At 65.7% G+C, this 15,050-nt stretch carries 11 protein-coding genes; 7 read left to right on the top strand and 4 right to left on the bottom strand.

The window, feature by feature from the left end; genetic code table 11:
• Positions 1 to 55: 55 nt before the first annotated feature.
• Positions 56 to 3,367 carry an ATP-dependent helicase gene (locus QM797_RS11635; RefSeq protein WP_283275703.1) on the top strand — a complete coding sequence of 1,104 codons (3,312 nt, stop codon included), beginning with the start codon at positions 56 to 58 and terminating at the stop codon, positions 3,365 to 3,367.
• Complete coding sequence (locus tag QM797_RS11630; RefSeq protein ID WP_283275701.1) at positions 3,364 to 6,783, top strand: ATP-dependent helicase; 3,420 nt, start codon at positions 3,364 to 3,366, stop codon at positions 6,781 to 6,783. The genes QM797_RS11635 and QM797_RS11630 overlap by 4 nt, the downstream gene beginning before the upstream one ends.
• Here the strand turns inward: QM797_RS11630 and QM797_RS11625 are convergent.
• Positions 6,746 to 7,132, bottom strand: a complete 387-nt coding sequence (locus tag QM797_RS11625; RefSeq protein ID WP_283275700.1) for a DoxX family protein — start codon at positions 7,130 to 7,132, stop codon at positions 6,746 to 6,748. The genes QM797_RS11630 and QM797_RS11625 overlap by 38 nt on opposite strands.
• 105 nt (positions 7,133 to 7,237) lie before the next feature.
• On the opposite strand from QM797_RS11625, the gene QM797_RS11620 reads away from it, so the two are divergent.
• On the top strand, positions 7,238 to 8,305 hold the full coding sequence (locus tag QM797_RS11620) for a potassium channel family protein (protein WP_057477500.1): 1,068 nt from the start codon (positions 7,238 to 7,240) through the stop codon (positions 8,303 to 8,305).
• A 24-nt stretch (positions 8,306 to 8,329) separates the two neighbouring features.
• On the top strand, positions 8,330 to 9,232 hold the full coding sequence (gene nudC / locus QM797_RS11615) for an NAD(+) diphosphatase (RefSeq protein WP_283275699.1): 903 nt from the start codon (positions 8,330 to 8,332) through the stop codon (positions 9,230 to 9,232).
• 7 nt (positions 9,233 to 9,239) lie between these two features.
• Here nudC and QM797_RS11610 read toward each other — a convergent pair whose 3' ends face one another.
• Positions 9,240 to 9,509 carry a mycoredoxin gene (locus tag QM797_RS11610; protein ID WP_283275697.1) on the bottom strand — a complete coding sequence of 90 codons (270 nt, stop codon included), beginning with the start codon at positions 9,507 to 9,509 and terminating at the stop codon, positions 9,240 to 9,242.
• 89 nt (positions 9,510 to 9,598) lie between these two features.
• On the opposite strand from QM797_RS11610, the gene QM797_RS11605 reads away from it, so the two are divergent.
• The 3 genes from QM797_RS11605 (at position 9,599) to QM797_RS11595 (ending at position 12,651) form a co-directional block, all read left to right on the top strand.
• Positions 9,599 to 11,713, top strand: a complete 2,115-nt coding sequence (locus QM797_RS11605; RefSeq protein WP_371833836.1) for an ATP-dependent DNA helicase UvrD2 — start codon at positions 9,599 to 9,601, stop codon at positions 11,711 to 11,713.
• A gap of 143 nt (positions 11,714 to 11,856) precedes the next feature.
• Complete coding sequence (locus QM797_RS11600) at positions 11,857 to 12,162, top strand: hypothetical protein (RefSeq protein ID WP_283275696.1); 306 nt, start codon at positions 11,857 to 11,859, stop codon at positions 12,160 to 12,162.
• 228 nt (positions 12,163 to 12,390) lie between these two features.
• The gene (locus tag QM797_RS11595) at positions 12,391 to 12,651 is read left to right on the top strand and encodes a WhiB family transcriptional regulator (protein ID WP_283275695.1); all 261 of its coding nucleotides are present in this window, start codon (positions 12,391 to 12,393) and stop codon (positions 12,649 to 12,651) included.
• A gap of 34 nt (positions 12,652 to 12,685) precedes the next feature.
• On the opposite strand, the gene QM797_RS11590 is transcribed toward QM797_RS11595, so the two are convergent.
• On the bottom strand, positions 12,686 to 13,996 hold the full coding sequence (locus QM797_RS11590; RefSeq protein ID WP_283275694.1) for an ABC1 kinase family protein: 1,311 nt from the start codon (positions 13,994 to 13,996) through the stop codon (positions 12,686 to 12,688).
• Positions 13,997 to 14,077: 81 nt separating this feature from the next.
• On the bottom strand, positions 14,078 to 14,962 hold the full coding sequence (locus tag QM797_RS11585; RefSeq protein WP_283275693.1) for a hypothetical protein: 885 nt from the start codon (positions 14,960 to 14,962) through the stop codon (positions 14,078 to 14,080).
• Positions 14,963 to 15,050: the final 88 nt, after the last annotated feature.

Raw genomic sequence — 15,050 nt, 5'->3', positions numbered from 1 at the left:
GACGCCTCGGCACCGAGGCGAGCGTTGTCGGTGGTCCGTGATTGCATCTGTACTCATGAGCACGGACGGCAGACACGGCGCGACGGTGACCCTCGTCCGGGCACCCAAGGTGGCTCGGCCCGCCCGCACGTGGTCCGGCGCGGCTGCTCAGCTTCTCTCGTCACGACCGGATTCGGCGGCCGACGCGGCGCATGGTGCTCCGCGTTGGAATCCGTGGCAGATCCTTGGTGGCCCCGGCACGGGTAAGACCTCGCTCGTGGCCGACTACGCCGTCTCGCGCATCGTGACCGGTGATCCGGAGTCGGTTCTGGTGCTCACGCAGTCCAAACGGGCGGCAACCGCGGTGCGCGAGGTGATCACCTCCGGCCTCTTCAGTGGAGACCACGCGCTGAGGGCGACACGTGAACCGTTGGTTCGTACAGTGCACTCCTATGCCTTTGCGGTGCTCAGACTCCAGGCGTCTCTGTACGGCAACCCGCCACCGCGGTTGCTGACCGGTGCCGAGCAGGACGCCGTGGTGCGCGAGATGCTGCGGGGCGACCTCGAGGACGGTGCCGCCGAGTGGCCGGATAGGTTGCGTCCGGCGCTCGGCACCGCGGGGTTCGTGACCGCGGTGCGGGACATGATGCTCAGGTCCGCCGAACGCGGTATCGGGCCGGAAGACCTGATAAAACTCGGTCGCAAGCACAGCAAACCCGAGTGGGTTGCGGTCGGACGGTTCGCCGCTCGGTACGAACAAGCCATGTTGCTGCGCGGGGCAGTGGGCGTCGAAGCTGCGGGAGCCACGGCACCGGGTCTGGATGCCGCCGAGCTCATCGGTGCCGCGCTGATGGCGTTCGCCACCGATCCGGAACTTCTGCGCAGTGAACGTGCCCGCATCCGTCACCTCGTCGTCGACGATGCCCAGCACCTCGATCCGCAAGCGGCACAATTGGTTCGACTGATCGGTACCGATACCGAATCGACCGTCGTCGCGGGGGATCCCGATCAATCCGTGTTCACTTTTCGTGGTGCCGATCCCGCATTCGTGGCCGACCTGGTCGAGGTGAATTCGCCACGGCGAGTGGTGCTGACGCGCAATCACCGGTCCGTGCCGGAGGTTGCCGAGCTGACCGACATCATGGCGAGGCGTTTGCCCGGGCTCGGTCGGCACCGGTGTCCCGAGCCGGTGGCCGTTGCCCGATTCGGCAACCCTGCGGCGCGGGTGCACGTCGCGTCCTCGCCGGCCAAGGAAGCCGCGATCATCGCCGACGCCATGCGGCGGGCTCATCTGATCGACGGTATGCCGTGGTCCGAGATGGCCATCGTGGTGCGGTCGGTGCCCAGGACCGTTGCACCGTTGCGCCGGGCGCTGCACGCAGCAGGTGTTCCGATGGTCACGCCCACCTCCGAGCTTCCGCTGCATCGCCAGCACGGGGCGGTGGGTCTACTGCTGGTGCTGCGGGCGATCTCCGATCCGACCTTCGACGGTGAAGATGCACTGGCATTGCTGTCCGGGCCGATCGGCGGAGCCGATCCGGTGGGTCTCCGTCGACTGCGTAGGGGCATGAGAAGACTCGAGCTCGCATCGGGCGGTGAACGCGACTCGGCCCAACTTCTCAGGGGCGTCCTCACCGAGGATTCTCGCGGAAAGACCGGATGGATCGGCGGACTGTCGGATGTGGAGTCCGCGCCACTGCGCAAAGCCCTCGGGGTGATCCGAAAGGCCAGGGCGGTTGCCCGGACGGGCCGCGGTGTCGAGGACGTGTTGTGGGCAGCCTGGCAGGCATCGGGTCTCGAACGTCGCTGGGCGGGAGCGTCCGCGTGGGGTGGCTCGGCCGGTGCCCAGGCAGACCGTGACCTCGATGCAGTGGTTGCGTTGTTCGACGCGGCGGCCGCCTATGTCGACAGGCTGCCGCGGGCACAGATCGGCGGATTTCTCGATTACATTGCGCAGCAGGAGATTCCCACTCTGAATTCTCATCGCGCCACGGTTCGAGCCGACGCTGTCACCCTGCTCAGTGCGCACTCTGCTGCGGGTCGGGAATGGGAGCTCGTTGCGGTGGCCGGGGTTCAGGAAGGTCTGTGGCCGGGGCTTCGAGCGCGCGGAAGCCTCCTCGGGACCGACACACTGGTCGACCTCGTGTCCGGGAAGTTCGACGCCGGAGCAGCACTCGACGGGCGTCTGTCGAAGTCGGCACCGCTGCTCGCCGAGGAGCGCACGCTGTTTCTGGTTGCGTGCAGTCGCGCTCGATCGACTCTGCTCGTCACTGCTGTCGATTCCAGTACCGGAGATGCCGACCTCGTCCGTTCGCGCTTCGTCGACGAACTGCGCGGGGTGGACGTCGGTGGCGAGCCGCTCCTTCTGCCCGAAGCGCCCGAGTCCGCACATCGGGTGTTGGCGCTGCCGATGCTGGTTGCCGAGCTGCGCAGTGTCGTGTGCGATCCAGTCGTTGCCGAACATGATCCGGACAAGCGAGCCCGAGCTGCTCGCCATCTGGCAACTCTCGCCGATGCTGGTGTCCGAGGCGCACATCCGGACGAGTGGTTCGGGGTGGCAGGGCTCAGCACCGACGCTCCGTTGTGGCAGCTCGGCGACGGTCCGGTGCCACTGTCGCCGTCGACGGTGGAACAACTCACCACCTGTCCGCTGCGGTGGATGCTCGAACGTCACGGCGGCAACGATGGCTCCAACACCCATGCGGTCACCGGCACTCTCGTGCACACTCTCGTCCAGGCAGTGGCCGGCCGGATACCACCGGACCAACTTCGTCGTGCACTCGAAACGGCCTGGGATGCAGTCGATCTCGGTTCGCAGTGGTACTCGCGGCACGAGTTGGATCGAACCGGGGCCATGCTGGAGACATTCGAGAGTTGGCTGCAGGGGAGTCGAGGCGAGCTCACCGAGGCCGGCGTCGAGGTGCGCGTCGAGGGCATACTCGAGGCCCGCTCGGACGACGAGCCGGCGGTCGCGTTGCGTGGACGCATCGACCGACTCGAACACGACCCGGACGGTCGGCCGGTGATCATCGACGTCAAGACGGCGAAGACCGTCATGTCGAAGGAGGACGCACGTAACCACCATCAGCTCGCCACCTACCAGGTTGCTGCTGCAGCCGGCGCGATCGAGGGCGAGCCCGCCGGCGAACCCGGCGGAGCCCGGCTGGTGTTCGTTGCCAAACCGCACAACAAGGACGGGGCGACTCAGCGCGTACAGGAAGTTCCGACACCGGAGAAACTCGAGGAGTGGCGGGACACCGTGCACCAGGCCGCATCGGCCACACAGGGGCCGACATTCGAGGCGCGGGTGAACGATGGCTGCAGACACTGCCCGGTCAAATCGAGTTGCCCAGCGCACGAGACCGGACGGCAGGTGACCGAGCAATGACGGCATCGACGCGAGCGCGTGCCGGCGCTGCGCGCGTGACACCGGTCGAACTCGCGCGGGCCCTCGGCCAGAAGCATCCGCCGACCGACGAGCAGGCTGCCGTGATCGCAGCCGCGCCCGGCCCGATGCTCGTGGTGGCAGGAGCTGGGGCGGGCAAGACCGAGACGATGGCGGCCCGTGTGGTGTGGATGGTGGCCAACGGTTTCGTCGACCCGGACCAGGTGCTCGGCCTGACCTTCACTCGAAAGGCTGCGCAGCAGTTGACGTCTCGGATCAGGGCGCGGCTGGCGCGGCTGGCCGGATCCGATCTGGTGCGCGCACTCGATCCCAGTCTGGCACTGCGCGAACGGATTCTCGGTGCCGAGCCCGAAGTGGGCACGTATCACTCGTATGCAGGCCGACTGCTCACCGAGCACGGCTTGCTACTGCCGATCGAACCGTCCGCGACACTGCTCTCGGAAACCGAACTGTGGCAGCTGGCGCACCGCGTCGTCAGCACCTGGGACGGCGACCTGGACACCGATCGAAACCCCACGTCGGTGACCGAGGCGGTACTGGCGCTCTCGGGCCAGTTGGCCGAGCATCTCGTCGATCCCGATGAACTGCGCCAGGCACACGTGGAGTTGGAGAAACTGGTACACACGCTGGGGCCTGGTCCGCGACAACGCGGTGGCCCGACCAAAGAGCTGATGAACATCCTCGACGCGCAGCATCAACGAATCGGGTTGTTGCCGTTGGTGGAACGGCTGGGCCAGACTCTGCGCCGGGAGGGCGCACTGGATTTCGGCTCGCAGATGTCGATGGCGGCGCGGGTCGCGGCCGATCATGCCGAGGTGGGAATGGCCGAACGGCAACGTTTTCGGCTCGTGTTGCTCGACGAATACCAGGACACCGGGCATGCCCAACGCGTCCTGCTGTCCTCACTGTTCGGATCCGGCGGCGACCCAACCTTGGCGTTGACGGCCGTCGGCGATCCGATGCAATCGATCTACGGCTGGCGCGGTGCCTCGGCAGCGAACCTGCCACGGTTCGCCACCGACTTTCCGCAGGCCGACGGCGGCCCCGCCCCTCGACTGGAACTACTCACCAGCTGGAGAAATCCGCCCGAAGCGCTGACTCTGGCGAATCTGATCACCGATCCGCTGCGCCGCGTCGGTGTTCCGGTACCGACTCTGCGGGCGCGTCCGGGAGCCGTTCCCGGAGACGTCCGAATTGCCGTCACCGATACGGTTCTGGGCGAACGCGAGTGGATTGCCGACCGGATCGCGGGGGAGTACCGCTCGGCCCTCGAGCAGGATCGGCCACCGCCCACCGCTGCAGTACTGGTCCGACGCAACGCCGATGCCGAACCGATCGCAGAGGTACTGCGCAGTCGTGGGTTGCCGGTGGAGGTCGTCGGGCTCGGCGGATTGCTGCACGTTCCCGAGGTGGCAGACATCATCGCGATGCTGCGACTGGTCGCCGACCCGACTGCCGGCAGTTCCGCGATGCGCATCCTCACCGGTTCTCGGTGGCAGATCGGGCCGACGGATCTGCGGGCACTCTCCCAGCGCGCCCGAGAACTCGAGATCCGCAGCGGGTTCGGCACCGCGGGTCGGGTCGACGACCCCGAGACGTTGGACGCCGCACTCGGCAGCGCACTGCCGGGCGAGCAGTCCGAGCAGGCGGGCCTGGCAGACGCCATAGCCGATCCAGGTCCGGCCGAGCGGTACTCGGAGGTCGGCTACCGGCGGATCGTCGCCCTCGCGGGTGAACTGCACCTGCTGCGCGACCGAATCGGGCAACCGCTGACGGAATTGGTCGGCGACATCGAGCGGATCATGAACATCGGCGTCGAAGCGCAAGCCCGGACACCGATCGGTACCGACGGGGCAGTCGGCCGCGAACACTTGGATGCATTTGCCCACGTGGTGGCCGATTACGGAGACAATCCCACCGCCACGGTGACCGGGTTTCTGTCGTTCCTCGCTGCCGCGGAGACGGTCGAGGACGGTCTCGCTCCCGGCGAGGTCGACGTCGCCCCACATCGAGTTCAGGTGCTCACTGTCCACTCCGCGAAGGGCCTCGAATGGGAGGTCGTGGCCGTGCCGCACGTAGCGAAGGGCGTGTTCCCGTCCTCGAACGCGTCCTCGACCTGGCTCGGAGCCATGGCCGAACTTCCGCCGTCGCTGCGCGGTGATCGCGCACTGGACGGTGAGGGCTCCGAGGGTGTTCCGGTTCTCGAGCTCGACCAGCTGTACAACCGCAAGGACCTCGAGGATGCAGTGAAGAGCCACAAGGATGCGCTGGCCCGGCGCCGGCTCGCGGAGGACCGGCGACTGTTCTACGTGGCTCTGACCCGAACCGAACGGGTGCTGTTGGTGTCTGCGCACCACTGGGACCACACGTCGACGAAGTCGCGTGGGCCGTCGGAGTTTCTCGACGAGTTGCACAGGCAGGTCAGCGGATCCGACGACCCCGCGGCTGTGATCGAGCAGTGGGCCCCGGCTCCGGAGGACGGAGTGCAGAACCCACTCGGGGCTGTGCCGCACACGGCATCCTGGCCGCGAGACCCGCTCGGACCAAGGCGTGGTGCGGTCGAGAGCGGTGCGCGGGAGGTGCTACACGCACTGGCAGATGGTGTTGCAGCGCAGCCCAATTCGAGTGAGAGCACTGACGACCCAACCTTGACCGACCCGGAGAACTGGGCAGCCGATGTCGAGACCCTGCTGGCGGAGCGGACAGCGAGATCCGTCGCGGGAGTCGACGTGGCCTTACCAGGCAACCTGTCGGTGACGCAGTTGGTGGACCTGGCCGCAGATCCCGATGGCCTGGCATCGCGACTGCGTAGGCCGTTGCCGTTTCCTCCGAACCCGTTGGCGCGCAGAGGAACTGCATTTCACGCCTGGGTCGAGCGGCGGTTCGGTGCAACCCGGTTGCTCGATCTCGACGAGTTACCGGGTTCGGCCGATACAGGTGCGTCGGCCGACGTCGACCTGGAAACGTTGCAGCAGGCGTTTCTGGACTCGGAATGGTCGTTGCGCAGCCCGGTGGAGGTGGAGGTCCCGTTCGAAACGTCCGTTGCGGGCACGGTGCTGCGCGGTCGAATCGACGCCGTGTTCGCGGACCCCGACGGCGGCTGGACCGTCGTCGACTGGAAAACCGGTGCAGAGCCGACGGCGTCGGAACAGCAGGCAGTGTCGATGCAACTCGCGGCCTACCGGTTGGCGTGGGCCGAGCTGATGTCGATCGGGCGGGCCGAACCGGTTTCGCTGGACCGCGTACGCGCGGCGTTCCACTATGTCCGCAGCGGCCACACCATCTCGCCCGAGAACCTTCCGGACGCAACAGCTTTGGCCGAACTTCTCGAGGGCCCGGCCGCGGCGACGTCGATCGACTCTACGGCGCGTTCCGACGAGCCTTCAGAGCCTCGGTGATCAGCGGGATCTGCAGCGGCAGACGGGCGATCATGGCTGCTTTGAGCGCCGGTGAAGTCTTGGAGCTCTGCACGTACTTCCATGCGAGGTTGATGTTGGCGGGGAAGACCGTGACGAACAGAGCGGCCGCCAGTGCGCCGCCCAGACGGCGCGTCGCAGGAGCAGCCAGTGTCGCGGCCACCGCGAGCTCGGCGACCCCCGATACCTGGGTGTACGTGCGAGCCGAACCCGGCAGTGCCGTCGGAACCTGCGCGTCGAAGAACGTCGGGGTGACGAAGTGGAGGATGCCGGCTCCGGTGAGCAGTCCGGCGAGGCGCAGTGCGGCTGCCTGACTTGGTCGCTGTGTCATGCACTTACCGTGCCACATCCCGAGTCGTCGGCACAGATTCGTTGCATGGGGTTACGCTGCGTGCCGTGAATGATCTCGACTTCTGCGCACACTTCGGCGGGCGACGTGGCAGGTAGGTTGCGCGCGCGCCTGAGCGACAGTGGCGCGTTGACCGACAAGCCCGACTTCGCGCTCGTCGGAGTGCTTCGAGTCCCGGAGCTCGAATCGAGTCCGTGGAGCGCGATCTACAAACGGGTACTGATGGCGCTCAGCATCCTGTTTCTCGCAGCGTTCGTCGTGTACCTCGACCGCGACGGTTACAGCGACAACCAGAACGGCGAACTGTCCTTCCTGGACGCGTTCTACTATGCGACGGTATCGCTGTCGACGACGGGATACGGTGACATCGCGCCGATGAGCCCGTCGGCGCGGCTGGTCAATATTCTCGTCATCACACCACTTCGGGTCCTGTTCCTCATTTTGCTGGTCGGAACGACGCTGTCGGTTCTCACCGAGCGGTCGAGACAAGCATTCAAAATTCAGCGATGGAGACGCAGCGTGCGCAATCACACCGTGGTCATCGGTTTCGGCACCAAGGGCCGAACCGCAGTCGACGCGATGCTCGGAGACGGTGTACCGGCGTCCGATATCGTCGTGGTCGACACCGATCAGACGGTGCTCGATGCCGCGTCGGCCCTGGGCCTGGTCACCGTCCACGGCTCGGCGACCAAGTCCGACGTGCTCCGACTCACCGGAGCCCAGCATGCATCGGCCATCATCGTGGCGACCAATCGAGACGACACCGCGGTGCTGGTGACTCTGACCGCTCGCGAGATCGCTCCCAAGGCCAAGATCGTCGCAGCCATCAGAGAAGCGGAGAACACCCATCTGCTGCGTCAGTCCGGTGCTGATTCGGTGGTCGTTTCCTCGGAGACCGCGGGCCGGTTGCTCGGCATCGCCACGTCCACACCGTCCGTGGTGGAGATGATCGAGGACTTGTTGACGCCCGAGGCAGGCTTCGCGATTGCTGAGCGCGAAGTCGAACGCGACGAGGTGGGAGGCTCTCCGCGGCATCTCACCGACATCGTGCTCGGAGTCGTGCGGGGCGGCAAACTTTTCCGGGTCGGCACTCCGGAAGTCGATGCCGTCGAGGCGTCCGATCGCCTGCTGTACATCCGTCGTGTGGGTGAGTAACGAAGTCCGAGTAGGGTTCCGAGCGTGCCGAAATTCCACCTCTCAGACCCACCTCGCCTCTCCCGGTCACCGCTGAACAGGGCCGAGGAATTACGCCGAGACACTGCCGTACTCGCAGCAGGCTGGTCGACCGGCCGACTGCTGAACGTCGACGGCAGAGGCAGATTCGGCGTCGACGAGGACGGTCTGATCCTCACTCCCGCCGTCGATGTTGCACCGGAACCGACGGCTGACGCGGTCTTTCTCGGAATCCATGGGGACCGGCACCTGTGGACCAGGCGGGTGGAGATCGTGGAGGGCACGCTCGGCGACCTACGCACCGACGGTGATCGCCTGGACAGCACTGCACTGTCGATGGTGACCGGCGCGTTGGCGATCCTCAATTGGCATGCGAGCGCACAGTTCAGCTCGCTCGACGGCGCGCCGTCGGTTCCGTCGAACGCGGGGTGGTCTCGCACCAGTACGTCCACCCGCCACGAGGAATTTCCCCGTACCGATCCCGCAGTCATCTGCCTGGTCCACGACGGCCGCGACAGAGTGCTGCTGGCACGCGCACCGGCCTGGCCCGAGCGGCGATTTTCGGTTCTGGCGGGTTTCGTCGAGGCCGGCGAATCCCTGGAAACCTGTGTGGCACGGGAGATCAAGGAAGAGGTCGGCCTCGACGTCTCCGACATCGACTACCTGGGCAGCCAGCCGTGGCCGTTCCCGCGTTCGGTGATGATCGGGTTCTCGGCTGTCGCCGACCCGGAGCAGCCGTTGCTTTTCCAGGATGGCGAGATTGCCGAAGCCCACTGGTTCGATCGAGCCGAGGTTGTCGCGGCGCTGGAACTGGGCGATTGGGGATCTGAGTCGACCTCCCGATTGCTGCTTCCCGGATCCATCTCGATCGCGCGCGGAATGCTCGAAGCGTGGGCGGCCACGGTCTGACGCGCGATCAGAGCGACAGCGCGCGCTTGACTTCGGCGAGACCGGGATTGGTTGCAGTCGAGCCGTCGGCGAAGAGGACGGTCGGCACCACGTGGTTGCCGTTGTTGACGCTTCCGACGAAGTCGGCGGCTTCCGGGTTCTGCTCGATGTCGATCTCGGCGTATGTAATTCCCGCCTCGTCGAGCTGGGTCTTGAGTCGGCGGCAGTAACCGCACCACGTCGTGGAGTAGACGGTGAGGGCGGCTGGGTTCTGCGGAGTGTTCTCGGTAGTGGTCACGACAAGAGTCAACAGGAGCACCGACGCCATTGTTCCGGCAGGTTCAGGCCCGGGCGGAACTGTCGGTGCGCACTGACACAATGGTCCACATGGCTGACGACGCGATGACCACCGGACTGGATCCGGAGCAATCCGCGGCGGTACTGGCTCCTCGCGGCCCGGTGTGCGTTCTCGCCGGTGCCGGCACGGGCAAGACCCGCACGATCACTCGACGCATCGCGCACCTCGTCTCGGCGGGGCATGTGTCCTCGGGGCAGGTACTGGCGGTGACGTTCACCGCTCGCGCGGCCGGCGAGATGCGCGGCCGCCTGCGCGAGCTCGGGGTCGGGGGAGACGGACCTCCCGTGCAGGCCCGTACGTTCCACGCCGCGGCGATGCGGCAACTCAAGTACTTCTGGCCGCAGGTCGTCGGAGACACCGGCTGGCAGCTACTCGATCGCAAGTTCACAGTTGTTTCGCAGGCGGCGAATCGCGCCGGAGTGTCGACCTCGACCGACGCGATCCGCGATCTCGCAGGTGAGATCGAGTGGGCCAAGGGATCGTTGATCGCACCCGAGGACTACCCGCGTATCGCGGCGAGCAATCGCCGCGACGTTCCGATGGATGCCGCCAAGGTCGCTGCCGTGTACGCCGGGTACGAGGAGCTCAAGTCTCGTGGCGGTGACGGCATGTTGCTCGATTTCGACGACCTCCTCCTGCACACTGCCGCAGCTCTGGAAGAGCACTCGTCGGTGGCCGACGAGTTCCGCGAGCGCTACCGCTGCTTCGTCGTCGACGAATACCAGGACGTGACACCCCTGCAACAACGAGTGCTCGACGCCTGGGTGGGCGATCGCGACGATCTCACCGTCGTCGGCGACGCGAACCAGACGATCTATTCGTTCACCGGCGCGTCCCCTCGATATCTGCTCGACTTCTCTCGCAAGTACCCCGAGGCGACCGTGGTTCGGCTCGAACGTGACTACCGGTCGACGCCGGAGGTGGTGTCGCTGGCGAATCGTGTCATCGGAGCCGCTCGTGGACGTATTGCCGGCACCCGGCTGCAATTGATCGGGCAGCGGGAGCCAGGGCCCGAGCCGGAGTTCTTCGAGTACGACGACGAGCCGGCGGAGGCCGATGGTGTGGCACGGGCGGTCAAGAGGTTGATCTCCAAGGGGGTCGAGCCGGCCGAGATCGCGATTCTGTACCGCATCAACGCTCAGTCGGAGGCGCACGAGCAGGCGTTGACCGAAATGAAGATTCCGTATCAGGTGCGCGGCGGGGAGGGGTTCTTCACCAGACCGGAGGTGCGGCAGGGAGTCAATGCGCTGCGGCAGGCGGCCGGTCGTGACGATCTACCCGACGGCGCGCAGTCCGGCGATGGCCTGACGGCTCTGGTGCGGGCCGTGCTCGCACCGCTGGGCCTGACGGCGACCGAGCCGACCGGTGCGCAGGCCCGCGAGAAATGGGCGTCGTTGGGCGGTCTGGTGCAACTCACCGAGGAACTTCTCGTTCACGAGCCGGACCTGACCCTCGAGAAGTTGCTGGGGGAGCTCGCTGCGCGTGCCGAGGCGCGGCATCCTCCGACGGTGCAGGGTGTGACTCTGGCCTCCTTGCACGCAGCGAAGGGGCTGGAGTGGGACGCGGTGTTCATCGTCGGTCTCGCCGACGGAACTCTGCCGATCTCGCACGCGATCGGCAACGACCCGAGCGCCAACAACGAGGCCGCGATCGAGGAGGAACGCAGACTGCTCTACGTCGGTGTCACGCGCGCCCGAGTGCACCTGCATCTGTCCTGGGCGCTCGCCCGCAACGAGGGTGGGCGCAAGTCTCGCCGGCGATCCAGGTTTCTCATCGGTCTCGTGCCCGAGGATTCGCCCGCCTCGCGTATCGCCGCACCCGCTGCCAAGAAATCCGGACCCAAGTGCCGGTTGTGTGGAAAGCCGTTGATCGGGACGTCCGCGACCATGCTCGGTCGATGTGAAAGCTGTCCGTCGAACGTCGATATCGCACTGCTCGATGCGCTGAAGTCGTGGCGATTGGACAAGTCCCGCGAACTGAAGGTGCCCGCGTACGTGGTGTTCAGCGACAACACGCTGACGGCCATCGCGGAGCAGCAACCGCAGGACGAGCGTGGGCTGGTCGCGATTCCGGGAATCGGGGCCAAGAAACTGGAGCGGTTCGGCGAAGAAGTCCTCACCGTGGTGCGGGCCTCGGACACGTGAAGCGGAGGTATGAAAATCTCCGTGAAACCGCAGGTAGAAAATAACTTGTGCAGATATCGGCGGGGGGCTTAGTCTGTTTCACGTGCGGCGGGAGATCGCGCACTGTCCATTCCGCCTACGAGACCAGAACAGGAGCTGAAAAAATGATCAACACATTCCACGCCGCCGTTGCCGACGCAACCGTCGCGTTCAGCCCTGTCCTCGGCACGGCACCATTCGGAGTTGCCCCCCTCGGCACTCATGCCGCCGCCGCAGGCTCTGTTGCGCAGACGTGGATTCGTTCCTCCGCTTTCGGCCCCATCCACGAGTCCGCATATGCGGCCTCGGGGTCGAATTCCGCCCAGGTCGCCCTGGCACCGGGAGCGAAAGCCGTTGCTCAGGCAACCCGACGTCACCGCGCACCACGTGCGTCCGTGCTCGACAGCAGACACCGACTTCACTGTCGGTAGACGCTTCGACAAGCCCCACCAGGCCACGGACCCGCACTCGCGGACCGTGGCCTTTCTCGTTCAGGTAGTTCCTCTATCCGAGCGTGAGGCCGACAGGTTCGCATCACCCCTCGAACCGATAACGACGCCGCACGAAAAGTAGAGGAGACCGACGTGTCAACCGCCACGATCCGGACGACATGCCGACCAGAGTCCGAAAGTGCCTACGCTGCACAGGGTTCGACCGAAATGAGCTCGACCGAATTGGCCGAGCTGCAGCTGTCGGTACCCTGCCGAGCGGCCAACCCCGACATGTGGTTCGCCGACACCCCCGCCGAACTCGAGCAGGCGAAGGCGCTGTGCGCTCAGTGCCCCATCCGGCGTACCTGCCTGGATGCGGCATTGGACCGTGCCGAGCCCTGGGGCGTGTGGGGCGGGGAGATCCTCGATCAGGGAGTGGTCATCGCCCGGAAGCGTCCTCGCGGACGACCACGTAAGAACGCAGCATGATCTCCGGAACGGATACCCGGCTTCACCGAATCGTTCAGTCGGTGAAGCCGGGCATCCACTCGGTGAGGATTGCCATGTACGGCGCGTAGGCGTCGAGCTGGGCGCAGATTCCCACCAGTCCACCGAGAACGCGGAAGATCATCACGTATTCGGCGGGCATGTTCAATGCTCGAACAGTGCGAAACTGAGCACTGTTGAAATCTGCGGCAGTACCCGCAGCCTTCTGCAGCCACGCGCGGGTGAAGTGGAACGATTCGGTGTGGATCGGGTCGGTGAAGGGACGCAGGTAGTCCGCGATTTCTTTCTCTGTCACCGTTCGGCCCGGCACCACGAAGCCGCTCTCGGTGAACAACACCACGAGTTCGTCGAATTTCTCGTCGCGCGCGAGCGAGACCATCCGGCCGAGAGCGGGTGGAAGACCGTCGGGCATCGGAGCGCACGCACCGAAATCGATGACACCCATGCGCCCGTCTTCGAGCATCATGAAGTTTCCCGGATGCGGGTCGGCGTGCAACAACTTCGCCCGAGCGGGTGACGCGAATGCGAACAGGGCCAGGAGCTCGCCCGCCCGGTTACGTTCCTCGGCCGTACCGCTGGCAATGACGTCCGCCAACGGTCTACCCGTCATCCATTCGCTGACAACGACTTTGGGTGCACTGGCAACGATTTTGGGAATTGCGAATTGTGGATCTCCCGCGAACTCCTTACTGAAGACCCGCTGATTCGTGGCCTCGATACGGTAGTCGAGCTCGTCCTCGGTGCGGGCAGTGAGCTCCTCGAGCACCGGCTTGACGTCGGTGCCCGCGAGCACGGTGCTGAACAGGTTCGCGAAACGCGACAGAGTCTTGAGGTCGGAGCGCAATGCATCGTCCGCACCCGGGTACTGAATTTTTACTGCGACGTCCCGTCCGTCCGACCACGTGGCCCGGTGCACCTGGCCGATGCTCGCCGAGGCAATCGCAGTGTCGTCGAAATCGAGAAAGCGCGATCGCCACGCCGTTCCGAGTTGTTGATCCAACACTCTGTGGACCGTCTTTGCCGGCATGGGCGGACCCTGGGCCTGGAGTTTGGTCAGCGCTTCCCGGTACGGCTCGGAATACTCCTCCGGAACGGCGGCCTCCATCACCGAGAGCATCTGCCCCAGCTTCATGGCACCGCCCTTGAGCTCCCCGAGAACGGAGAAGAGCTGTTCTGCGGCTTTCGCGGCCATGTCCGCATCGATCTCGTCGCGATTTCCGCCGGCAAGCTTCTTGCCGAAGCCCACAGCAGCACGCCCCGCCATTCCCAGTGGAATGCTGGCCAGTTTTGCAGTACGAGTCGATCCACGGCGCGGTATGTCAGACACAGCTCCATCATGGCTGAACCTTCCGACAATTGCTCGGACCGTCCTGTTCCGACCCGTATCGGCCGAGGTGACCGCGTCGGTTCAATGCCAGCAATCACAGTGCGGATGCTTGGACCACAGTCTTTTGTGCACCGTGGTTGCGCGTGCTGCGAGATCCAGCTCCATCGTGCAGTCGGCGGTTTCGGGCATCGATCCGTCGGAACGGCCGATGAGAGGTTCGAGCTGGGCGAATGCAAACGCCGCCGTGGCCAGCACCGTCGCGCTGCTGGCCTGGCCGACAGTGCCGAGCAGCTGAGCCGACAGATGCGGCCACTCCGGATCGAGGTCGCAGCGAGTCAGATCCGCGCAGCGTAGGCAACTCGTTCGGCCGGGCAGCACGAAGGGGCCGACCACACCCTTCCCGTCCCGTAGCCGCACCTGAAGATGTGGGATGCACATACGCACCAGATCGGTCACCAATCGAGGCTCGGCGACCAGATCGTCAGCGAGTACGACGATGTCGTAGGTCCACGAATTCACCGTCGACTGTGGGTAACGCGTGGGCGTCAGGCTCGATCGGCTCACCGCGGCGCTGGTCCGGCTCAGGCCCGAGGCCAACGCGTCCGATAGCGGACCTCGCCCCACCAGGTGGACGGTCCGCACCGTCCCCGGCCGGTCCGGCGTAGCGTGCGGCGACGCGGCGAACCCGCTGGTGCCGTGCATCAGCAACCCGGACTCTTCCAACTCGCCGAGCATCGCCGACGTTCGATTGGCGGAGAGCCCCAATGTCATTGCATGACAGACGATATGAGGTCTCGATCGGCCTGCGGCGAGGAGCCGGAGCAGTTCGAGTATCGAACCCGGCTCGGCACCGGGAGGCGGAGTGACGACGACGCTGGTCTCGGGGCTCCAGCCCAGTTGAACGGTGCCGTCCCGTCGAGGCAGGATTGCCACCGCAGGATCGAGTCGAACGGTCGGTGTGATCATGGAACACACTCTGACAGCGAACACTCCCGTTCACACCCGCCCGAGGCACGTTATCCACAGGGTGGCTGTGCCTCCGAGCAGGCGTTCG

This window comes from Rhodococcus sp. IEGM 1381 (genome assembly GCF_030056795.1).
GTDB lineage: Bacteria > Actinomycetota > Actinomycetes > Mycobacteriales > Mycobacteriaceae > Rhodococcoides.
This window is presented reverse-complemented; position numbering and strand designations above follow the sequence as displayed.